We start from the raw sequence: 22980 nt of genomic DNA on the forward strand, positions 1-22980 counted from the left end.
CACGGCTCGTTGTGATACAGCACCTTTAAAGCAAATCCTGTGCCAAAACAGGAAAACAGCGAACTGTCGGGATTTTCGCCTCATCATCAGAAAATACAGTCGATTTTTCCCGGTCCAATCCGTGCATCTTCGCACAATTCTGTGCAAAGTTGCACTAAATTTGTTTGAGCTTTGTAAATTGCAAGCCGAGCTTCTTGATTTTGCGGATCAACGTCGTGCGATGCATGCCTAGACGCTCCGCTACCACATAGATATCCTGGTACTTTTCCCACTCTTCCGTGATCAGCTTCCGCTCCACATCCTCCACGATCGTCTTCAAATCCTTGCCCAGATCTCCTTCGTGAACCTTGTTGTACAGCTGCAGTTCGCGCGGCAGATCGTCCACATCGACAAATTGGTTGTCTGCCAACACGATCAACTGCTCGATCAGATGCTCAAGCTCCCGCACATTGCCCGGCCAATGATACGATTCCAAGGTGAGAAACACCGCCTTGGAAAACTTGACGTTCAGGTTGTGCTTGCTGTTGTACCGCTTGATAAAATGCTCGGCCAACGCATACACGTCGTCTTTTCGTTCGCGCAGCGGCGGAATCATGACCGGGACGACCGACAGCCGGTAATATAAGTCTTCGCGCAGCTTTTTCTCCGCGATCAACTGCTGCGGATCCTTGTTGGTCGCAGCGACAATTCGTACATCCACATCGATCTCCTTCACACCGCCGATTCGCCGGATTTTTTTGCTTTGCAGAACAGATAGCAGCTTCACCTGCAAATTCATCGGCATTTCCGCCACTTCATCAAGGAACAGCGTGCCCATATGGGCCGCCTCCAGCAGTCCCGTTTTGCCGCCGCGGGTCGCTCCGGTGAACGCCCCGTTCTCGTAGCCGAACAACTCCGATTCAAACAAATGCTCGGGAATCGCCCCGCAGTTGACCTCAATGAAGTTCATCGCGCTACGGTCACTCAGCCGGTGAATGGCACGAGCGAACATGTTTTTCCCGCAGCCCGTCTCACCCAGGATAATCACGGAGCTGTCCACTTTTGCCAGCCTGCGAATACGCGAGACGACCTGCTGCATCTTGTAGCTGTTGGCAATGACCTCGCCGGTTTCCGTCAGCTGTGAGCGCAAGATTTCCAGCTCGCGAGTCTGCTCGCGAATGAGCAAGGACTGCTCCTTCAGCACCTCGCGCATCTCGTTGAGCTCGGTCATATTGTGCAGCGTATTGACTATCCTTCTGATATTGCCCTCCTCGTCCAGAACAGGCTTCCCCATTACCAGCCACATCTGATTTTTTTCCTTGATTTTTTGCAGCAGGGAAACCGGTTTTTTGTGCTTCATCACCTTCAGAGTGACGGAATCGTCAAAATAGCCTGTACTGATCAACTCGGATACATGCTTTCCCAATACCTCGCTTCGGGAAATGCCCGTATTTTCCGAATACGATTTGTTGATCCGGATCGTAAATCCGTGCTCATCGGTGACATAGATCCCCTCCTGTACTGAATCGATAATCAGCTCCAGCTCCCTAGTAATATCAAACGGAGGCTGCGCTTCTTCCGCCTGGTTCCAGATCTCCAGATAATACACTTCTTCCTCCAGCAAAACCCTGCGAACCGTTCGGGTATAGGAGCCCTTCGCATATACATAGCGATCCTCCAGCATCATGTCATCCACAGCGATCAGCCGCTCGCCGAGAAAAGGGAGGTCGTCGCAAGCCAGCGCTTGCCCGGCCTCGTTTGCATACAGCAGCTTGCATTGCTTGTCCAGCAGCCATGCCGGTTGTTCGATGCAATCGACAAACTGATTCATTTTGGACGATGTGATTCGTCCATCCTGCAAGTCAGGTTGATTCCAATTCCTTTTCATCAGCACTCACCTTTGTTCGAATTTTTGAAGTAGTGTATAAACTGTAAACGATTACATTCATCTTCACAATTGCATTTTTGCACAACAGGTGCAATCTTGCACAAAACGACAACACGTATTCCCCCATCCAAGACCAGTCAAACCGCTCTCTCCCCAAAACGAGTAGCGCTTTTCTTCCGCTGAACCCATTTTCGGATTGTTGGCATGTTTATTGCTATTTCTCTCTTCTAAATCAGTACAGTTATTTTTCGTAAAGGAGTGTCCTTGTTAATGTTGCCAACGTCTGTATCCGCATTTAATTGCAGCACGGAAATTTTGTTTGGGCCCGGGGTCGTCGAGGAAGTCAGCCGAATTATCAATGAGCACGCTTTTTCACGTGTTCTGGTCGTCTGTGATGAAGGAATTGAACGATCTGGGATTCTGGATACGGTGCTGGCGCAAATTGCCAAAACGACCGCTGACTGTACGGTGTTTTCCAGTGTCGAACCAAACCCGTCCACACTTACCGTCGATGCCGGCTTTCACGTACTGAAGGATTGCAACGCCGATCTGGTCATCGGGGTTGGCGGGGGAAGCCCGCTCGATACTGCCAAGGCGCTTGCCCTATTGGCAACGAACGGGGGAGACATCACCGACTATGAAGGGATGGATAAATTCCCCTGTACCGCGCTGCCGATGATCGCCATTCCGACCACAGCCGGCACAGCGAGCGAGATAACCATCTTCACTGTCATTACGGATGTGAAACGGCAGTACAAAATCACGATCGGCGGCCGCAAGCTGAGTGCCCGCTGGGCTGTCGTGGACCCATGCCTGACGCTCACGCTGCCGCCCATGCTGACAGCCGCAACCGGCCTGGACGCACTCGTTCACGCGATTGAGTCATACGTTTCCAAAAAGGCGTACCCGTTGAGTGAGTTGCTGGCGCAGGAGGCGATTTCGGTCATCTCCGCCAATCTCCGAAAGGCCGTCTACAATCCCGACAACCTGGAAGCGCGGACAAACATGCTGTACGGCAGTCTCGTCGCCGGTCTGGCCTTTAACAATACGCGTCTGGGCAACGTCCATGCGATGAGTCATCCATTAAGCGCCTGGTACCAGATTCCGCACGGCATCGCCAATTCGGTGCTGCTTTCCCATGTGATGGAATTTAACCGCCTTGCCATTCCGGAAAAGTTCGCCAAAATCGCGGTGCTGATGGGAGAAGCGAGCCCCGGAAGCGATACGGCACTCAACCTCTCCAACCAATCCGTGCGAGCTGTACGCCGGCTTTCGGCCGATATCGGCATCCCGGACAGCTTCAGCGAATACAAGATCGATCCCGAATCAATCAACGCGATGGCGGATGATGCGATGAAGAGTGGAAACATCGTGGTGAATCCGCGTCACACGACGAAGTCGGACTTGATCCATCTGTACAATTTGACCATTTAGAGCCCCTAAAAGGAGGAACCATCCAATGACCCGAACAATCTCACTGATTGATCTGAAACATTTGCACATGTACGTAAACGGCAACTGGGTGAATGCAAACGATGAAGCGACATTCGCAGTCGTCAACCCGTCAACCGGGGAAACGATCGGTCGCGTCCCCAACGCTGGCGGGGCGGAGACGAAGGCAGCAATCGAAGCGGCCCACCAGGCATTCCCGGCTTGGTCCACTCGTACCGCCCAGGAACGGGCAAGCCTGATGCTGCGCCTGCGCGACCTGATGCTGGAGCATCGCGAGGAACTGGCGGCAATTATGAGCATGGAGATGGGAAAAGTATATAAAGAGGCTTTGGGCGAGGTCGCCTACGCCGCTTCCTTCCTCGAATGGTATGCGGAGGAAGGCAAACGCATCTATGGCGAAACGATTCCTGCTTCGTCCCCGAACAAGCGGTTGCTGGTGATCAAGCAGCCTGTCGGCGTCGTCGCCGCGATTACGCCGTGGAACTTCCCGCTGGCGATGATGACCCGCAAGCTCGGTCCCGCGCTCGCCGCAGGCTGCACCGGAATCGTCAAGCCTGCCAGCCTGTCGCCGCTAAGCGCGATCGCCTTCTGCAAGCTGGTGGAGATGGCGGGCTTTCCGGCCGGGACGGTCAATGTCGTCACCGGTGCGTCCCAGCCGATTTCCGATGAAATTTTCTCCAATCCGATCGTGCGCAAAGTATCGTTTACCGGCTCTACCGAGGTGGGCAAGCAGCTTGTCAAACAGTCCGCAGAGCAGTTGAAACGACTCTCGCTGGAGCTTGGCGGACATGCGCCATTTATCGTCTTTGGCGATGCCGACCTGGAAGCAGCGGCAGCAGGAGTGCTCGCCAGCAAGTTCCGCAATGCCGGGCAAACGTGCGTATGCGCCAACCGGATTTATGTGCAGCGCGGCGTATTGGAGTCGTTTTCCAAGCTGTTTGCAGCAAAGGTGGCCGCCCTTACCGTCGGCAACAGCCTTGAAAATGACGTGGAAATCGGCCCGTTGGTGAACGCGGGCGGCCTTGCGAAAGTGACGGAGCATGTGAACGATGCGATCGGCAAAGGGGCCAAAGTGCTGTGTGGCGGCAAACAGCTCGGTGAGCAGGGCTTGTTTTACGCACCGACCGTACTTGGTGACGTTACCCCGGATATGCTGATCTCGTTTGAAGAAACGTTCGGTCCGGTAGCGCCGATCATCGTGTTCGACTCCGAAGAAGAAGTGATCCGGCAGGCCAACGATACCGATTACGGTTTGGCCGCCTATCTGTATACGTCCGACCTGAAGCGGGCCATTCGGGTCACCGAAGCGCTGCAGTTTGGCATCATCGGCTTAAACGATGCGCTTCCCGGCGTGGCGCAGGCGCCGTTTGGCGGCATGAAGCAGAGTGGCTATGGTCGCGAAGGGGGCCATCAAGGTCTCGAGGAATATTTGGACACGAAATATGTTTCCCTCGGCATGTAGAGGCGCCGATGAGATACGATTTTCTGATCGTCGGGGGCGGAATCGTCGGCTTGTCCACCGCGTGGGCAATGCAACAGCGGTTTCCAGACAAACACATCGCGCTTTTGGAAAAAGAAGCAGCATGGGCATTTCACCAGACCGGTCACAACAGCGGCGTCATTCATTCGGGGATTTACTATAAGCCGGGCAGCCTGAAAGCAAGGCTGGCCCGCGAAGGAAACCGGCAGATGGTCGCGTTCTGCGAGGAACATGGAATCCGGCATGAGGTGTGTGGCAAAGTAATCGTAGCGGCCGACGAGCAAGAGCTGCCGTTGCTTAAACGGCTCTACCATCAAGGCTTGCAAAATGAACTTGAGCTGACCCGGCTTACACCAGACGAGCTGCACGAAATCGAGCCGCATGTGAGCGGTCTTGCTGCCATCAAGGTACACAGCGTCGGGATCGTCCGTTACGCCGAGGTGGCGGAAAAGCTGGCGGCACTGCTGGCAGCAGACGGCGCCACGCTTTCGCTTTCGACAAAGGTGCTGGCCATCTCGCAAAAACCACACGAGCTGGCGGTGGAAACGACAAAAGGCACGTTCTTGGCACGGCATCTGATCAACTGTGCAGGGCTGCACAGCGACCGGATCGCCCGGATGAACGGCGAGCATCCGGACGTAAAAATCATCCCGTTCCGCGGCGAATACTATTTGTTGAAGCCGGAAAAGCAACATCTGGTCAAGCATCTCATCTACCCGGTGCCCAATCCCCAGTTCCCGTTTCTCGGGGTGCATTTTACCCGCATGATTGATGGGCATGTGGATGTCGGTCCTAATGCCGTGTTAAGCTTGAAACGAGAAGGCTACCGAAAAATGGATTTTGATTGGAACGACTTTCTGGAGACGATACGCTACCCGGCCTTCTGGAAGCTGGCTGCAACCCATTGGCGCAACGGGCTTCGGGAGATGTACCAATCGTTTCACAAGGGTGCCTTCGTTCGCGCTGCCCAGCGTTTGATTCCCGAAATCCAAGAAGCCGATCTAATTCCGGCTCCTGCTGGGGTGAGAGCCCAAGCATTGCAGTCAAACGGTTCGCTGGTCGATGATTTCTATATCATCCCGCGCCAAAACAGCATCCATGTATGCAATGCGCCCTCTCCCGCCGCCACAGCCTCGCTGATGATCGGGGAAGAAATCGCCGGGTATGCAGCCGCGCAGTTCCAACTTGACTGACCGTTTTTGCAGCCGCTTTCAATCACTTCCCAGCTATTGGAGGAACCGCATGAATCAGGTAATTGACACCATTTGCAGCCACCGTTCCATTCGCAAATTCAAGGAAACACCGCTTTCAGACACGCAGCTTGAAGCGATCATTACCAGTGCAAAATCGGCCTCCACCTCCAGCAATGTGCAGGCCTACAGCGTCATTGGCGTGACGGATTCGGGATTAAAGCAACAACTGGCCGTTCTCACCGGCAATCAGGCGTATGTTGCGCAATGTCCGCTGTTTCTCGTCTGGTGCGCCGATCTGCACCGTTCCAAGATGGCATGTGAACAGCGGGAGTCTACGACCGCGTACATTCCGACCATGGAAAATTTCATCGTGTCCACAGTCGATGTGGCGCTCGCCGCGCAAAATGCCGCGCTGGCCGCTGAATCGATGGGATTGGGCATCGTCTATATCGGCGGCATCCGCAACAATCCGGGGGATGTAGCCGCTTTATTGCGTCTCCCTGAACTGGTATATCCTGTTTTTGGCATGTGTGTCGGCGTACCGGATCAGGTGCCGTCGATCCGTCCCCGGCTGGATGCCAAAGCGGTTTACCATCACAATTCGTATGACTCCGAGCACGTTGCGGCCGGAATTGAAAGCTATGATCAGGTTATGCAGGAGTATTATCGCGGACGTCAGAAAGACACCACCTGGTCAAATGAAATGGCGGATAAATTCAGCAAGCATGCCCGCCCCCACATGCGCAACTTTTTGGAGCAGCAAGGATTTCGGTTTGACTAGGATAGGATGAAAAAAAACAGCCATCGGCACTGGAAACGGCCGATGGCTTAGCGTGAAATCCGATGAACTCGTTCAGCGAAGCCCGGCAGATCGAGCCGCAATCCCGATGGAGCCGATCACATACGTTGCAGTACGAGCGCCAAATCTTCTCCATCTAACAATTGGCTGACCAATGCTCGAGAAGCAGGAGAAAACAAATTCGTAAATAAGCTCATCAGAAATACTGAGACGGTTATGACAAGAAAATTGGTATTAATCATATATTTTTCAAAAAATTTACTTTCGATCTAAGTATCGATTCATTTACGGAATAGAGTCAAGGGTTTTATGAATTAGGTAGGAACTACATGTCTCTGAGGATTTGCTATAGAAGAATGTCGCAGTTAGAAAAAAAAGAAAAGGACGGGAAGATATCCCGTCCTTCTCAGTTATCCCAAGGCTTAGTAGCCGCGTTTTGCGTTCTTTTTATTGATAGTCGCAAGATTTTCTTCGCTATGCTTCATCCATTTTTTCAGCTTATCCTCGAAAGAAGCACCGCTTTCCCGTCTTGCATTCCCTCCGCGGTCGCCTCCACGATATCCACCACCACGACGCTCTTCACGTTCCGGACGCTCAGGCGCTGGGAGTGCGGCGCGAACCGAAAGCGAGATTTTTCCTGCATCATCAATGGAGAGTACTTTAACTTTTACTTGTGCCCCCACGGTAAAGTGATCATTGATATCTTTTACAAAACCGTTTGCTACTTGGGAAATGTGGACCAGCCCCTGCTCCGTTTCGCTGACTGCTACGAACATCCCAAACGGTTTAATCGCTGTCACTTTTCCTTCGATGATGCTTCCCACTTGTACTGCCATCCAGTTTGCACTCCTTTTATCATTTCCGAAAAATGGTGAGAGCCTCAACCAGTACCCTCATTCTCTTAGTATAGCAGAGAAATTCAAATACTGAAAAGCCTATTCTTTCTAGGTCGAGCAATCGGACTGTATGCGAGATAGTTCAAATGCGTCTGTAGCCATGATCAGCTCCTCATTGGTAGGTATTACCATCACCTTTACCATAGAGTACGGCGTGCTGATAAACGCCTCTCCTTTGCAACTGCGATTTGCCTCCCGATCCAGAATCACACCAGCAAATTCCAGACCTGTGCACACTAATTCACGAACGATCGGGTTATTTTCACCTACGCCTGCTGTGAAGATAATACCGTCCACACCATTGAGTCTCGCGAGATACAATCCAATATGTTTATGAATGATAGTCGTAAAAAGCTCTAATGCTAGCTGACTCCGATAGTGGCCATCCTTTGCTTTGGCCATTACTTCACGCAAATCATTAGAGACGCCGGATACGCCCATCAGGCCACTCTCATTGTTTAAAATACCAATGGCTCCAGCTGTATCGGTTTTTTCGATCTCTTCAATATAAGGAATAATTCCCGGATCTATATTGCCACTACGTGTTCCCATTGATAGGCCAGCGAGTGGCGTCATTCCCATAGACGTATCAAAAGACTCTCCGTATTTGATCGCCGTAATGCTGACTCCGCTTCCAATATGGCAACTGATTAGTCGAAGCTGCTCTTTCGGCCGTTCCAAAAGCTCTTCCACGCGTCCCATCACGTAGCGGTGCGAAGTTCCGTGGAAGCCGTATTTCCGGATGCCATATTTCTCATAGTATTCGTATGGCAAGGCGTATAAAAAGGAAGAAGGCGGCATCGACTGATGAAAAGCCGTATCAAAGACAGCGACGTGCATGACATCTGGATAAATGCTTTGCGCGACCTCGATCCCTATCAGATTAATGGGATTGTGGAGCGGAGCAAACCGAGCTAGCTCTCCAATCTTTGCTTTCACATTCTCATCGATACACACGGATTCCTTGAACGTCTCGCCCCCATGCACGACGCGGTGGGATACAAGATGAATCGGAATGTCTTTCAATGTATCGAAAACGCTGCGAATGGCGTCCTCGTATTGATCACGCTCGATCTGCTGTAAATAACCATGCGCAATTAATTGTTTTGCCGGCATCTCGTACACCTTGTACTTGACCGAGGAACTGCCGCAATTGAGCACTAGCACGTTCTGTTTTTCTTCCATGCTGTTATCCACTCCCTCTACTCTTCCAATCAACGCCTCTTCCCATTCTAGGACGGTTGAGCCTCTCCCATCTTATTACATCATTTCTGTCGTGAATACCTGTATATGAGAGTAATTATCAACAACATCGTGACAGAACCGGATGCATCCAGCAGCACGTCGGCAACCATTCCCGCCCGGTCTGGAGAAAAAGTCTGATGCCACTCGTCCAACGCTGCCGTCATCACGCTGGAAAAAGCGCTCCAGGGCAGGGCTACTGCAAAGCTCAGATGATGGGAATAGACACGAAACCAAGCAAATGCCAATAGGGCAAACACCAGAAAATGTGTCCCTTTGCGTAAAAAGAACTCAATGAATCCGGCAATTCCTTTTTCCTCTACGCTTATTTCCTTGCCCCCATACGGGATCGACACGTCCCCAATCCGATCCCCCCACGTGTCCCCATCGACCATGTTCGAAATCGTCCCTCGCAGGTCCTGCTTGTAATACGGTTGGGACGAAGAGATAAACAATCCGATCAGGATCGCCGCCAGCAGCAGGTAATCCATCACTTTCACGTATCGGCGCACACTTGATCTCCCCCCGATTTGATTCCTCTCTATCTTACATGAGGTAGAAAAAAGACACCAATCCTATACGGAGAGGTGTCGATGTAGTCCATACTTCCTTACAGATTGACGTCTTTTGTGGAAGTTGACAAAGGCAAGAAATCTTCCTTTGCCAAATCACTCTCTTTTTTTGATTTATATTCGTTCGCTTGCGTACGTTGCTCTTGTCTGAGCTGTTTTTGCTGGCGTTTTCTGATTTTCGCATCTGCGCGGCGGACCTGATCATTTTCCCACCAAATGCGGAGACGACGCAGCAGAATGGGAATGGAGAATTCAGCCTGAGTGACTTGTTTCCATTCGGACGCATGCTGCATGCCCGGGATGAGCACAATCACGGCAAAACCAGAAAACAAAGTGCCAAACAATAACGGACTGGCAAAGGAGGCAAACGAGTCAATCCCGCTTACCCACCCTCCAGCTAGCGGCAGGCTGGCAATCGCGATAGCAGCCAGGACACTGAGCTGATGAAAAAGAGCGCGGCTGGTGCCTTTCTGCACGCCATCCCAAATGCTATCTTCTTCGGCTTTGGCCAGATACAGCTCGTCGAGATGGACCAACGCTTGCTGGAGCAGTACAGCCAAGGCGGCAGCAATTCCGTAAAAAGCCATAGCGTTCATCTGGCGGTCGGTGACCAGCAATCCCAAAAGGACGCTTCCCGCTAAAGCTGGGATGAGGACAAGTGCGAACAGTCCGTCCCGGGCTCTGCGCTGAAGAACAAGACTCGCCATCCATACAGCGGCAACGAGGCCTCCGATTACAAGAACCCGCCCGCTCCAATCCTGCTTGTCTGACTGCTGTTCCTCCAGCTTCTTCAATTCCTTGGCATTGAAGACCGTATACCCCTCAGGAATCGTCAACGATTTTTGCATACGCAGCGGAATGTTATCAGCCAAATCGTTGAGCCAGCTAGGAGAGGAGACCGCGCTGCTTACTACGAAGACGTATAAACCATCTTTGCGCTCATAAACAAGGGACTCTGTGGTCATGGACCAATTTACCAAGTCAGCCAGACGCACCGTTCCTTCTTGTGTACGAATGAGGATGTTCTTCACCTGGTCCGGATGATCCATCCACTTTTCCGGGAATCGGACGTTAACAGGTATATTTCGTTCGTTCCAATAGACCGAACCGGCCGCTTGATCACCCAAATAGCTTTCCAACTGGCGCTTGATCTCGTCTTCCGTCACACGGTAGCGAGCCAGCATCTCCTGTTTGGGGCGAATGTCAACATACGTTCCGGTCTGTCCAGCGCCCAGCCTTTCATCGGTGATCATCTCTCGTCCTTCTTTATCGCTCCAGCTTAATTTTTGGAGGTAGACAAGAATCGCATTGGCAATATCTCTGGTCGTTTCCAAAGAAGGTCCCTTAACGGTAAATTCAAGACGTGTCGCGATATCGTCACTGACCACCAACGCGAACGGATCGGTATTGGGGATGCCGCGCAGTTGTTTATCCAGTTCTTTTTCAAAATCAACTACGGTGCGCTCCCAATCGTACTTGTCCGCCAGTTGCAAATGAAAGGACAACTGCTCGCGGGAAGCAACTGTGTACAGATCACGTACTTCCGAAAGCCCGCGCAACCGTTCTTCTGTCAGTTGGGCTGCACGGATGGCATCATCTACACTGCTCCCCTGAACCATATGCAACGTCAGCGTCTTTTTATTCGTTGCCACTTCCCCGTATGAATCAACCAGGACAAAGGACTTGAACAAAATGACGATGCCCACGGATGCCGCGAGGGTAATTCCATACGGCAAGTACCCTTGTTTCACAAGTCGCTCCCAGCGCATGGTTAAATAGGCTTTCGCTTTTTTGGGCGGTCGGGTAGAACGGACGATCCTGCTCTCAGCGTCTGTCAGCCACGTCCCCGCCAGCACGGGAATGATAAATCCGTAGACGAGCCAAAGTCCCGCTGTACCAAGCAGCATCACAGGCCAAGCATCGTACAGGACGATCCTATCCTGTGCTTCGAGAAAATCGGTCATCATCTGGCATGACCAGCCAGCTCCCAAAACCACAATCGTTAAAAGCAAAGGCTTCATCAGCTTCCCTGCTTCTCGCAAATTGTCGATGAGGTTATAGCCAGCCAAGCGGTGCAGACGATGAAACAGGGCGGAGCCTGCTCCCGTAAACAAAAGCGAAAAAATAATGACTGGCCCCAGAGATGCGAGCGTCAGTGGCATTCCACCAAGCCACATCCCTCCAAGCACGCTGCCCACCGCGAGGAAGTTCGCAAAAAGCGAAAGCGCTGCTGCCCCCTTGCTTCGCAGGGTCAAGTAAAGGAAGAGGGCGCTCAATAAAGCGGCAATTGCGGCCAACAACGCAAGCTGCTTCACTGCACCTGCAACGGGAAGCGCATCATCTTCAATCATGTCAATCGCATACTTGCCAGCCGCGTCTGTGTTTAATTCAGCAATCGCTTTGGCTGCTTCTGATCGGATCGACGGAATCTGCCCTACATCTGCCGCATACACGGTAATCCCTATCGCAGGAGACCCTCGATATACACTTACTTCCTCTCCTTTGCTCCCTCGAAGGTCGCGGATGTCAACCAGTGTCTTGAGCGGAACGTATCCTTTGTCTGTAGAAATGAGCTGCTTGCCGAGGCCCTGTGGTCCCTCGGATTGGCTTGTCCATTGGAAAGACGTACGATCCTGGTTCTTCCCGACACTGCCTACTTGCTGCGCGACTACGTCTCCTGGCAATTGCCCCAGCACATCAGCGGGAGTCAGTCCGTATGCAAGTAGCATGGAGGGACGGAAAACGAGATCTACCTGCTGCCGTACTGCGCTGTTATCTACATCGACGCGCGCAATTCCGGGCGTACTAATGAGCTTTTCATAAACCGTATAGCGAGCGACGTCTGATAACGTCACCAGATCAGCTCCATGCACAAGGTATAACCCGATCCGACTGTCTGCCAGATTGTCCTGACTGATGCTCCATTCTTTCACCGGAAGCTGCTTCGTGACTTCACCCAGTTTCTTTTCCAAGCGCTCCTTGTAGTCAGAGCCGATACTCTGTGTCGTTTCTACTGTAACTGTTCCAAGGCCTGGACGAGACGCAGTCTTTATCGTCAGTGCACTGCCCATGGCACGCACGGCTTCCTCGACGCGCCTGGTCACAGACTCATCCACTTTGTCCGATGTAAGTCCAGGCGCGATCAGGGTAATGGTATACACTGGAACAGGTCTGTCTGGAAACGTCTTCAGGTCCATCCTCAGCGCTGCCCCAACAGCCAATAGACAACAAATAACGGCGAGTACTCTAGCGAGAGAAGGAAGGATGGATAAAAAAGTTCTGTTATTCATCAGCGACCTGCACCGCCTCGCCGTCCACTACGTAAGAAAGTCCCGCGCCTACGATCTGATCACCAGGTGCCAGCCCTTCCAAAACCTCATAAAATGTCCCATACAGGCCCCCCAATTTAACCTGAGTCTTTTCCACTGTATTTTCACGGATTTTCATCACATAGTATTCTTCTTCAGCAATCCCGATGCTGCTGACAGGTACGATCGCAACATTCTTCGCGTCCAGCTGATACTGACACGTAACCGTCATGCCGCCCTTCCAGTTCACATCGCTTCCGACAATCGTCACTTCTACCGGATACGATCCCAGGCCTTGATCCATAACGGGTGAGACAAATGTCACCTTGCCCTCTGCCTCGCTGCCATATGCTGATTTGACTTTGACCGCTGCCCCCGGCTTCCAGTTGCCGATCTGTTCACTTTCTACTTGCAGCTTGACCAGCCAGGATGAGGTGTCAACCAAGCGGATTACTTCGCTGCCTGCACCAGCTTGCTCAGACTCTACCTTGGTAATCGCGGCAACTACCCCTGCAAAAGGCGCCTTGATTACGGCATCTGCTGCATCCTGCTTGGCACGACTCAACTGAACATTGGCCTGCTGCACATCGGCATTGGCCTCCTCGATGTCCAATCGGTCAGCACCTTGCTTTAGCTTGTTGAATGCGACCTGCTCTTCCTCCAGATTGAGCTGTGCTTGCCGCTGTGCAAGTGCCAGTCTGTCCAATTCGTCCTTCGCAATCGCCCCATTTGCAAAGAGAACTTTTGCCTGCGCATGCTCTCGCTCCGCTTTGAGGGCAGTCTCTTTTGCTTTTTCTACCTGCAGTATCTGCGTTTGTATCTCATGACTCTCGGGACCTTGGATCGCCTTGCTCCGCCGGATGTTCGCACTTGCCACTTGGCCTTGCGCTGCATTTACTCCTTGCTGCCAGACGGATTCTTCCAAGGTAGCAAGCGTTTGTCCCGCTTTGACGCTGCCGCCCTTTTGAACCAGAATATTGGCAATTTTACCGGAAGTACCAAAGGACAGGGCCAGCTCCTGACGTGGAGTTACGACACCCGAGACTTCCATCGCCCGCCCCTCCTGGCTTTCTTCCACCGTATAGGCGTTTACCGTTTTCACCTTGATAACGGACTCTTCTTCTATCTTTTTCAGTTGGGCTACTTGCCCCTCCAGCTTTTCGCAGCCTGTTAGAAGCAGGGCCACGACCACGAGACTGATCCACTTTTTCATACTATCCACCTCAGCAACCCCACATTTTGCGCCAAAACTTTGTCTATACAAGAAGAATAGCTGGCAAAATATATTTTACAGAAAAAACGAACTAGTTGTATCACTTTTCTGTCATTTTTTATATTTTTTTATTATTCATGCCAAGTTAGCAAAACAAACAGATTATTCGTCACTTTTTTGTAACTCAGATGCTGTATGATAGAAGTGTGAAAACAAGCAGGGCAGCTCTGCTCTTGCTTGTTAGCGCTTTCAAATCAGTCAGGTTTATCATTTTTTCATGGTGGGAGTGATCGTCATGGCAAAAATTTACACGTCTTACACTGATATCGTGGCTGATATCCACGATCATGCTACTTTGCTCGTCGGCGGATTTGGCCTGGTAGGAATTCCGGAAAATTTGATCATCGCCCTGCGTGACAAGGGAATCAAAAACCTGACCATCGTCTCCAACAACTGCGGTGTGGATGATTGGGGCCTTGGTCTATTGCTGAAGGAAAAACAAATCAAAAAAATGGTCTCCTCCTATGTCGGAGAAAACAAGGAGTTCGAGCGTCAATTCCTCTCCGGAGAGCTGGAGGTCGAGCTGACCCCACAAGGAACACTGGCTGAGCGCATACGTGCTGGCGGCGCAGGCATTCCTGCTTTCTACACCCCGGCTGGCGTCGGCACTCCTATCGCCGAAGGTCGTGAAACCCGAGACTTCAACGGCAAGGAATATTTGTTGGAGCATGCGATTACAGGTGATTTCGCCCTCATCAAAGCATGGAAGGCGGATAAGATGGGAAACCTCGTCTTCCGAAAAACCGCGCAAAACTTTAATCCAATGATGGCGGCCGCCGGTAAAATTACGATCGTGGAAGTAGAAGAAATCGTGGAGACAGGCGAGCTGGCTCCTGATCAAATCCACACTCCGAGCGTCTATGTACAGCGTGTAATCTTGGCTCCATCGTTCGAAAAACGGATTGAGCGGCGTACGGTCCGCTCCTAATAGACAAGAAATACTTTGCATACAAAGGAGGCAATAAACATGTCGCTGACACGTGAACAAATCGCCACTCGTGCTGCTCAGGAAGTAGAAGATGGCTTTTACGTTAACCTGGGGATCGGGATGCCTACTTTGGTAGCCAACTATATCCCTGAAGGAAAAACAGTCGTGCTTCAATCAGAGAATGGTCTCTTGGGAATTGGTCCTTATCCGACGGAAGATGAGCTTGATCCTGATTTGATCAATGCCGGAAAAGAAACCGTAACCGCTATTCCTGGTGCTGCTTACTTCACCAGTGCTGAGTCGTTTGCCATGATCCGTGGCGGTCACATTGACCTCGCTATTTTAGGGGCGATGGAAGTATCCGCCGAAGGTGACCTCGCAAACTGGATGATCCCCGGCAAAATGGTGAAAGGGATGGGCGGCGCGATGGATTTGGTGCATGGTGCCAAAAAAATCGTCGTCATCATGGACCACGTCAACAAGCATGGCGAGACGAAAATTTTGAATGAATGCGCCCTTCCACTTACAGGCAAAAAGGTCGTCAATCGCATCATTACAGACCGTGCTGTTCTGGATGTAACATCAGAAGGTCTCGTCCTCGTAGAAGTGGCAGAAGGTTATACCGCAGAAGACATCCAGGCCTGCACACAGCCTAAGTTGATTGTCTCCCCTGAATTGAAAACGATTGGACTTTAAGGAAAAAACGCACCAGCTTCTTGGTTCCCCTGCTTAGGGCCATGAAAAAAGCGGCCTCATCGATGTTATCGGTGAAGGTCGCTTTTTTGCGTTGCCGTTGCCACACTTGTACAGTCGCTTCCCTGTACCATAGCGTATATAATAGATAGGTAAACCAATTTCCCATTATTTGAGAGGAAGATCAAGCATGTCAGGTACTGTCGGTTGTCTCGTTATCCATGGCTTTGCTGGGGACATCAATGACATCCTCCCGCTTGCCAAGCATCTGCGCGAAGCTGGTTTTCCGGTAGAATGTCCAACGCTCGAGGGACATGGAACGACCCGACGGCATATGGCCAAAAGCACCCGTCATGAGTGGCTGAAATCAGCAGAAGAAGCCTACAAGCTCCTTTCGATGCGGGTCGATTCCATCGTCGTCATCGGATTTTCCATGGGCGGATTGCTCGCCTTTCATCTGGCTACGTCCTATCCGGTAAAGCTGTTAATCACTATGAATACCCCGTATAAATACTGGGATGTAAAAGAAGCCGTCCACTATTTGCGAGAGGACTTTCCTACCCACTCCCGTCGTTACATCCAGAGCATCGGCAGAATCCCGCTCAGCAGCATGCTGCAATTTCGCCTTCTGTTATCAGAAACGAAGCCGCTGCTCCCGAAAATCAAGACACCCTATGTACTGCTGCAGGCAAAACGGGACGACACGGTGCATGCTGTGAGCGCCGAGCTTTTAGCGACGAGTGTGGACAAGGCAGCAGCCCCGCAAATCAGTTGGTATGAGCACTCCAACCATATGCTCCTGCATGGTCCTGACAAGGAAGAGGTGATCGCTCATGTCATGGCGACCATCAGGAAACATTGCCCATCTTGACCCACTTCTTCTCTCCTGCCCAGGCGATGGCGATGGCAAGCAGGGCGACTGCGATGACGACGTACATCACGTCCAGTCCCAAGCTGCCATCCATCCAAAAGGCAATCAGGGGGCCCAATGCCGCTCCGAGATCAGTGACAACCGAATAAACGGTCATCAGCGCTGTACTATTCGTCTGCTTGGCTGCTTCATCAGCCGCTAGTGTATCCATCACGGTAGTGACAATGGTTGCTGTCAATTGTATCCCCATCAAGATCGCAAACCAGACGACAACAGTAGCTGGCGAATGCATCAGTCCAAAAAGCATGGCCCCCACGATGAGCGTCCAAATGAACATTTTCTTTCTCCCATATCGATCAGACAGCTTGCCAAACAAGGGAGCTGCCCATGGCTCCCAGCCCCAGCGAATTCCTTGCACCAGACTGGAGAGAACTGCCGCCCCTACTACCACCCCGCTTACGACGACAAGCGGCTGACGCACCTCGATCAGCCTGCTCAGTGTAGAGGCAAACATTCCCTGATACACCATCGTAACGATAAGTGCGGTACCCATCGTGGCCAGCACACTGCCCTGCTTCCATAGACTTCGTTCATTGGCGATCTCAGCCGTTCCATTACCTTCTTTGGTAAAGGAAGGACGCACGTACAGAAACAAAAGAATGACGGCAAAAAGCGAAAACATGGCTAGCACGAAAGACGCGATGGACATCCCATAAACCGAAACAAGCAATGCTCCTCCAAGCATCCCGCCCAAGCTGCCTAAGCGGTACAAGCCGTTATAGAGGCCCATCAATTGTCCACGATTGTGCCCCTCTGAAACCGTCACAATCAAAGAATAGGCACCCAGCCGCAAAAACGTCCAGGCTACGCCCCATAAACAGCGCACCACCAGCCACAGCCAAAATCCTTGAAAACCGTACGCGAGAGTAGTTACAATAGCCAGACCGACAGCCACGATCAAGCCAGTCCGTCCTCCTGTTCGTTCATACCATTTCCCCACGAGCGGACCAAGCGGCACTCGAACCAAACGATTAATGGACAATAATACGCCCACTTCCCATAAGGATGTGAGTCCTGCTTCCCTCCAGTAAATAGGAAGGACTACATACAGCATGGAATCCCCTAGCATACATAACGCCGTTACCAAAGCTACTGCGATGACCTGTGTCTTTCCGCTGATTTCTCTCATGACCTGCTCCTTTTCTCTACCACGCTTCTATGTTATACAGTAAATAGAATGATTCATCTGATCTAATACATCTTTCTACCTCACTCATAAATAAAATGGATGAATGGGAGGTACACGATGAATTTGCACGCCTTGCGAATCTTCGTCGAGGTGGCTGCTCGGGGCAGCGTCACCGCAGCAGCAGATACACTCACCATCAGTCAGCCTGCTGTCAGTGCTCAAATTCGTAAGCTGGAGCACGAGCTGGGCGTTACGTTGGTCACGCCTGATGGACGAGGAATCTCGCTTACGTATGAAGGCCGCTTTCTATATGAAAAAGCACGTCGCATTTACGACTGGGAAAAGGAAATCGAGTCACAGCTGGAAGAAATCAAAGAAGGGACAAAGGGAAAGCTGCGTCTCGCTTCCACCTTCCTCCCTTCCCATTATCTCGTCCCAAAATGGCTGGCTGACTACAAACAGGCGCATGAGCACGTAGAGATAGAAATTCGCACTGGCAACTCGGAGCAGTCGATTGAGCGTCTTCTTCGCTGCCAGGCTGATCTGGCTGTGATCACGAACGAGTCATGGGATGATCGCCCCATCCGGCGCCTTCATCTGACTGATGTCCTCTATTGGTTTATTGTCCCTTCTTCGCATCCGTTTGCTGGGCAAAAAATCTCACTGGCTCAGCTCGTGGAAGAACCGTTTCTGCTGCGGGAGCAAGGCAGCTCAACCAGGGAACGCCTCTTTTCCCTCTGCCGCGAAAACGGGGTGAATCCGCCCCGTGTCGGGCTGCAATACCACGGTCTGGTCGAGTCGATCCAATCCGTTCGTGCTGGCTACGGCGTCATGCTCGCTCCCGAACTGGCTGTTCGCGAAATGGTAGCCCGCGGTGAAGTAGGACGCGTGATCGTGCCCGGAGTCGATATCAATCGTCCCGTCTATCTCTGCATGCGTGAGGACGATCACAATCACCGTCCCGTGGTGGCGCGGTTTTTGGAGATGATTGTAGGGAACGTTTACATCCCCTGAGAAAAAATAATTTCACTCGTAATAAACGGGAAGCCGGAATTCCTGTACTCCAAGGAATTCCGGCTATCCATTTTAACCGATTATTACTTTGAAAAGTGGTTTGACAAACGTTAGCCCGCCTCCTAATCGCTAGGTGTAAACCCGGAAACCCCATCATTAATTCTTTCTTTCATGCTTTTCAATACAACTTCTGGTTTCAGTTTCTTGTATGCCTCAAGCTCTAAAATAGTAGAAGCTCGTTCACTTAGCCAAACATCCTGTTTATTGCTTTTTTCAATTAGAAAAATCCCTCCACCTTGAAACTCAAAATATAGTATTTTATCGCCTTTAGTAATGTCTTTTTGTAATTCCTTATATAATTTTTGCAGCTTTTTTGCTCCTTTTTTGCCACCCATTAATACTGGTTCTTTGTCATTTGCAATAATAATACCTTCGGCTTCATTGTCATTCATCATAAACCACAATTGATTTTCAGTCGGTTTTAAAATTGCTGAAATGTCAGTACCTTCAGAAGCTAAAATATCCTCTGCGCTAATCACGTATTCAGGAATCGAATAATCTGACAGTTGGAGATCTGCAATACCTTTTTCTTCAGCTTTACTAATTGTTTTTGACAATTGGATACGCTTATAATCTTCCAACGCCTTTTTACTTCCTTTATCGCCTGCATATGCACTTGCAATAAGACCAAAACTTAAAGTTAATGCAACTACGGATATCAGTATCTTCTTATTCATTTGTAAAGTGCCTCCCTTTAATTAAAGTCATGAAGAGATTCAATCCATGTTTGACTGCTGCTGCTTCTAAACGACGAGTATGATTTAACATAATGGTCACCATCCCATGGGTCCATATATTCAATGTAATTTGTAGAATCATCATCATACCCATCTATAACAACCATATGCCCCCCACCAGAAGTCCATTTAATTCCAGCCATTACTGGTTGATCTCCATTATATAGTTTTGATTTGAGTGTTGAAAAACTGAGATAATCAGAGGTAAATGTGGAAGATAGACCTTCTCCAGCAAGACCTCTCTTAACTTCACTGAATGAAGCGGTTCTATTAACAACTGAGCCTTTAACGCTTCTCACAAAATCATCTTGGAAAGCATCGATATCATTGTAACCTAAGACTGATATGGATGATCCGGCCCAGCACCAGTTAGTCTCTTCTTGTTGGACATCAGGGACTCCTAGAGAATACACATCAGGAGCTGCATAAGCTTGAGTAACAATTGTTAGTGCTGCGATCGTAGCTACAGCGGAAGTCATGATATTACTTGCCTTCATTAATAATCCCCCTGTTATTGATTGTATTTACATATTTTTCAATATAATGGAATATTTTGTATCCGTCAACCATTACGGTAATATTTTCCTATTTATATAGACGGAGGTTTATTAAATAAGTTTCCTGTTAATTAAGATAACTGTTCCCTTTAGCCCTTTTTCCAATGTAAGAGTAAATTTTTTTATCACGTAGATCTATTTAAACTCCAAAAGTAGATATCAATCGCCCCGTCTACCTCTGCATGCGTGAGGATGATCACAATCACCGTCCAGTGGTGGCGCGGTTTTTGGAGATGATTATAGGGAACCGTGTCAATCCTTTACTCAATGGGGGTACCACGTGAAAAAAGGGAAATGGTTAACCATCGTAATCGTACTCGTGCTCGTTGTAGTCGGTGGGTTCATCTATCAAACAGCTACCCTAAAGGATGAAACCTATTCAGGGATGTCGATCATTCCAGAAAAACAGGAGGACATCCCTTTATTTAAAGGCCTCAAGCCTACTGAGTTTCACTACGAAATGCAGGGGGATCATTGGGAGGATATTTATCATTTTTATCAAAATGAACTGCCAAAGTATGGCTGGACGCTTACTTATCAACATGCTTCTGAGAATGAGGATGAAAGTGTGTCCGGTTTTATCACGCGGTGGAGAAAGCCTGATGTAGATTGGGAGTTATCCGTTCGCGGCAGTTCCTTTGCACTCTCGAAACAGACTGAGGTCGTTTTCGATAAGCATGGGATCCTTCATTCCACTACGTGGATTGAAAATGTTCCTGACCGCATATGCGTATCTGAAAAGGCGGGTCAAGACAGCGACTGTGTGGAAATCACTGACAAGGCGAAAATAACCGAAATCGTCCGGATGGTGAATGATGCGTTTGATTGGAAGGAAGAAGTAACTCCTCGTCAGAATAAAAGCACTCTTGATTTTGGGGATCAAAAAGTGTCAGTGCTGTATGAGAGCGATCAAGAAATCTATTTTCAGTCAGAAAAAGGGACAAAGTTGATGAAGCCTGAGCCTGAATTTTTTGAACTTACGGGGCTTGTCAGGTAAAGTTTTCCGCGGGCTGTAGGTGGAGGGGAGGAGGAAACAGGAGAAACGCTCTAGGTTCTTGGAACACTTGCTTGGAGTCATTCCTGCACGATGCATCAAAAAAGCCCGATCCATATGGACGGGCTCTTTCGCTATGTTTTCTTCTACGGAAACACAATCGTTTTATTCCCATACACCAGCACGCGGTCTTCCAAATGCCAGCCAACGGCGCGAGCGAGTACGGTACGCTCTACCTGACGACCCAATTGTTTCAAGGTCTCCACGTCTTCCTGATGCGAAACGCGCTGAACATCCTGCTCGATGATCGGGCCTGCGTCCAGTTCTTCTGTGACGTAATGGGCAGTAGCTCCGATCAGCTTCACACCGCGGCGGTATGCTTGCTCATATGGCTTTGCCCCCACAAAGGCGGGCAGAAAGGAATGGTGGATGTTGATGATGCGCATCGCGTAATCCTCCAAAAAGCGAGGGGACAGGATCTGCATGTAACGGGCGAGTACGATCAGGTCTACCCCTGCGGCTGCCGCGATCTGCTCTTCTTCTGCGTGCGGCTTGTTTTCTTTCGTAACCGGAATGCAGCGGTACGGAATGCCAAAGGACTCTACCGTCTCCTGCATGTCTGGGTGGTTGCTGATGACTACTGCGATATCCGCATGCAGCTCTCCTGACTTCCAGCGCCACAACAGCTCCAAGAGACAGTGGTCTTCCTTCGATACAAACAAGGCTACCTTCTTGCGTTTATGCGCCTCCACCAGTGACCATTCCATGCCAAGGCTTTCGGCTAACGGCTTAAACTCGTCCTTGATGGCTTCGCAGCGCTCTCCCAGGTTGACCAGATCAAATTCGATTCGCATGAAAAAACGGCCCGTCTCCGGATCGGTTGTGTACTGGTCAGACTGGACAATGTTTGCTCCCTGTTGAAACAGGAAATTGGATACAGCCGCTACGATACCCGCACGGTCCGGGCAAGAAATCAGCATGCGCGCACGATCTTTGTTTTTTTCACGGTACGCCAGCCATTCTCTCTCTGATAACAATTGCATGATGTTCTCTCCTCCATGGTAAACAGCAAAAAGTTGTTTGCAATTATACCATTCCCTGTACTATTTTCTATACCATATATGCAAGATAAGAAGCGTTGATCAATAAATTTTTTTAGATAGAACATACCTTTATTCACGATTCCCAATGCCGTTCATTAAAATATCGACATTCAGGGCTATTTGCTCTTCGTCACTATAAACACCAAACTCATCCGGGTCTAAAACTTGCCGAAACAAGACCAAACCAATCATGGAGGACAGCACAGCCCGAAAAACAGCCTGGGTGGGCAATGGACGCAGCTCACCGACATCTACCTTTGCTTCGATCAGCTTATTGGCCATCTCTTTGACGTCTGCAAATACGCTGACAATCAAGGCTTCCCTGATCTCATCATGGAAGAATGCCTCCTGCAGCAGGATGCGAATATGCTTTTCGTTTGCCATGACCAATTCCAGTCGGTTCCGGTACAACTCAGTCATAACCTCGGCAAATGGTTTTTTGGCCTCCTCTTTGAATATTTCACGGACGTCCTTCAAAATGAACGGTGCCGCAACCTTCAAAAGCACAGGTGCCACGACAGCAAGCAAAATGTCCTTTTTCGATTTGTAGTGACGAAAGATCGTTCCTTCTGCCACTCCCGCTTCCTTGGCAATTTCCGAAGTAGAGCTGGCATGAAACCCTTTTTCCGCGAACAGCTTAATCGAGGCCCGCAAAATATTTCGCTGCTTTTCTGTCATTTCGCTCTCGTCTTTGAGCTCTTCCACATATTGCAACAGGCCCTCTACCAATGATGGCTTGTTCATACCTTATA

At 50.2% G+C, this 22980-nt stretch carries 20 protein-coding genes; 9 read left to right on the forward strand and 11 right to left on the reverse strand.

Going from position 1 to position 22980, the window contains the following annotated elements:
* Positions 1-154: 154 nt before the first annotated feature.
* Complete coding sequence (locus ACIFQN_RS15125; RefSeq protein WP_429833864.1) at positions 155-1867, reverse strand: sigma-54 interaction domain-containing protein; 1713 nt, start codon at positions 1865-1867, stop codon at positions 155-157.
* Positions 1868-2137: 270 nt separating this feature from the next.
* Between ACIFQN_RS15125 and ACIFQN_RS15130 the strand changes: the two genes are divergently transcribed.
* From ACIFQN_RS15130 to nfsA, 4 genes are read left to right on the forward strand one after another with little or no spacing between them, the layout of a single operon-like run.
* Positions 2138-3301 (forward strand): iron-containing alcohol dehydrogenase, encoded by a 1164-nt coding sequence (locus ACIFQN_RS15130; protein ID WP_429833865.1) that lies wholly within the window; start codon positions 2138-2140, stop codon positions 3299-3301.
* 25 nt (positions 3302-3326) lie between these two features.
* On the forward strand, positions 3327-4781 hold the full coding sequence (locus ACIFQN_RS15135) for an NAD-dependent succinate-semialdehyde dehydrogenase (protein ID WP_429833866.1): 1455 nt from the start codon (positions 3327-3329) through the stop codon (positions 4779-4781).
* An 8-nt stretch (positions 4782-4789) separates the two neighbouring features.
* Entirely contained in the window at positions 4790-5992 is a 1203-nt protein-coding gene (lhgO, locus tag ACIFQN_RS15140; RefSeq protein WP_429833867.1) for an L-2-hydroxyglutarate oxidase, read from the forward strand.
* A 49-nt stretch (positions 5993-6041) separates the two neighbouring features.
* The gene (gene nfsA, locus ACIFQN_RS15145) at positions 6042-6773 is read left to right on the forward strand and encodes an oxygen-insensitive NADPH nitroreductase (RefSeq protein ID WP_429833868.1); all 732 of its coding nucleotides are present in this window, start codon (positions 6042-6044) and stop codon (positions 6771-6773) included.
* 440 nt (positions 6774-7213) lie between these two features.
* Here the strand turns inward: nfsA and ACIFQN_RS15150 are convergent, their stop codons facing one another.
* The 5 genes from ACIFQN_RS15150 to ACIFQN_RS15170 form a co-directional block, all read right to left on the reverse strand.
* On the reverse strand, positions 7214-7627 hold the full coding sequence (locus ACIFQN_RS15150; RefSeq protein WP_103104114.1) for a S1 RNA-binding domain-containing protein: 414 nt from the start codon (positions 7625-7627) through the stop codon (positions 7214-7216).
* A 108-nt stretch (positions 7628-7735) separates the two neighbouring features.
* A complete protein-coding gene (locus ACIFQN_RS15155) occupies positions 7736-8872 on the reverse strand; it encodes an acetate/propionate family kinase (RefSeq protein ID WP_429833869.1) in 1137 nt (378 codons plus the stop codon).
* A gap of 80 nt (positions 8873-8952) precedes the next feature.
* Complete coding sequence (locus tag ACIFQN_RS15160) at positions 8953-9441, reverse strand: VanZ family protein (protein ID WP_429833870.1); 489 nt, start codon at positions 9439-9441, stop codon at positions 8953-8955.
* Between the two features lie 98 nt (positions 9442-9539).
* The gene (locus ACIFQN_RS15165) at positions 9540-12791 is read right to left on the reverse strand and encodes an efflux RND transporter permease subunit (protein WP_429833871.1); all 3252 of its coding nucleotides are present in this window, start codon (positions 12789-12791) and stop codon (positions 9540-9542) included.
* Positions 12784-14022, reverse strand: coding sequence for an efflux RND transporter periplasmic adaptor subunit (locus ACIFQN_RS15170; RefSeq protein ID WP_429833872.1), 1239 nt, complete (start codon positions 14020-14022; stop codon positions 12784-12786). The genes ACIFQN_RS15165 and ACIFQN_RS15170 overlap by 8 nt, the downstream gene beginning before the upstream one ends.
* 295 nt (positions 14023-14317) lie before the next feature.
* On the opposite strand from ACIFQN_RS15170, the gene ACIFQN_RS15175 reads away from it, so the two are divergent.
* The 3 genes from ACIFQN_RS15175 to ACIFQN_RS15185 all read left to right on the forward strand — a co-directional run bounded on the left by ACIFQN_RS15175 (position 14318) and on the right by ACIFQN_RS15185 (position 16574).
* A complete protein-coding gene (locus ACIFQN_RS15175) occupies positions 14318-15010 on the forward strand; it encodes a CoA transferase subunit A (protein WP_429833873.1) in 693 nt (230 codons plus the stop codon).
* A 39-nt stretch (positions 15011-15049) separates the two neighbouring features.
* Positions 15050-15706, forward strand: a complete 657-nt coding sequence (locus ACIFQN_RS15180; RefSeq protein ID WP_429833874.1) for a CoA transferase subunit B — start codon at positions 15050-15052, stop codon at positions 15704-15706.
* A 187-nt stretch (positions 15707-15893) separates the two neighbouring features.
* Positions 15894-16574 carry an alpha/beta hydrolase gene (locus tag ACIFQN_RS15185; protein WP_429833875.1) on the forward strand — a complete coding sequence of 227 codons (681 nt, stop codon included), beginning with the start codon at positions 15894-15896 and terminating at the stop codon, positions 16572-16574.
* Here ACIFQN_RS15185 and ACIFQN_RS15190 read toward each other — a convergent pair.
* Positions 16552-17763, reverse strand: coding sequence for an MFS transporter (locus tag ACIFQN_RS15190; protein ID WP_429833876.1), 1212 nt, complete (start codon positions 17761-17763; stop codon positions 16552-16554). The two genes, ACIFQN_RS15185 and ACIFQN_RS15190, sit on opposite strands and share 23 nt — an antisense overlap.
* Before the next feature lie 117 nt (positions 17764-17880).
* On the opposite strand from ACIFQN_RS15190, the gene ACIFQN_RS15195 reads away from it, so the two are divergent.
* Positions 17881-18777: a LysR family transcriptional regulator gene (locus ACIFQN_RS15195; RefSeq protein WP_429833877.1), complete on the forward strand. Its 897-nt coding sequence runs from the start codon at positions 17881-17883 to the stop codon at positions 18775-18777.
* 122 nt (positions 18778-18899) lie between these two features.
* On the opposite strand, the gene ACIFQN_RS15200 is transcribed toward ACIFQN_RS15195, so the two are convergent.
* Together ACIFQN_RS15200 and ACIFQN_RS15205 are read right to left on the reverse strand one after the other, a co-directional pair.
* Positions 18900-19514, reverse strand: coding sequence for a hypothetical protein (locus tag ACIFQN_RS15200; protein WP_429833878.1), 615 nt, complete (start codon positions 19512-19514; stop codon positions 18900-18902).
* A 17-nt stretch (positions 19515-19531) separates the two neighbouring features.
* Positions 19532-20071, reverse strand: a complete 540-nt coding sequence (locus tag ACIFQN_RS15205) for a papain-like cysteine protease family protein (RefSeq protein WP_429833879.1) — start codon at positions 20069-20071, stop codon at positions 19532-19534.
* 340 nt (positions 20072-20411) lie between these two features.
* Here ACIFQN_RS15205 and ACIFQN_RS15210 point away from each other — a divergent pair, with 340 nt between their 5' ends.
* Positions 20412-21128 carry a hypothetical protein gene (locus ACIFQN_RS15210; RefSeq protein ID WP_429833880.1) on the forward strand — a complete coding sequence of 239 codons (717 nt, stop codon included), beginning with the start codon at positions 20412-20414 and terminating at the stop codon, positions 21126-21128.
* Between the two features lie 143 nt (positions 21129-21271).
* Here the strand turns inward: ACIFQN_RS15210 and purU are convergent, their stop codons facing one another.
* On the reverse strand, positions 21272-22168 hold the full coding sequence (gene purU / locus ACIFQN_RS15215) for a formyltetrahydrofolate deformylase (protein WP_429833881.1): 897 nt from the start codon (positions 22166-22168) through the stop codon (positions 21272-21274).
* Between the two features lie 129 nt (positions 22169-22297).
* Positions 22298-22972 carry a TetR/AcrR family transcriptional regulator gene (locus tag ACIFQN_RS15220; protein WP_429833882.1) on the reverse strand — a complete coding sequence of 225 codons (675 nt, stop codon included), beginning with the start codon at positions 22970-22972 and terminating at the stop codon, positions 22298-22300.
* Positions 22973-22980 lie beyond the last annotated feature (8 nt).

The organism is Brevibacillus sp. NRS-1366, from assembly GCF_050467985.1.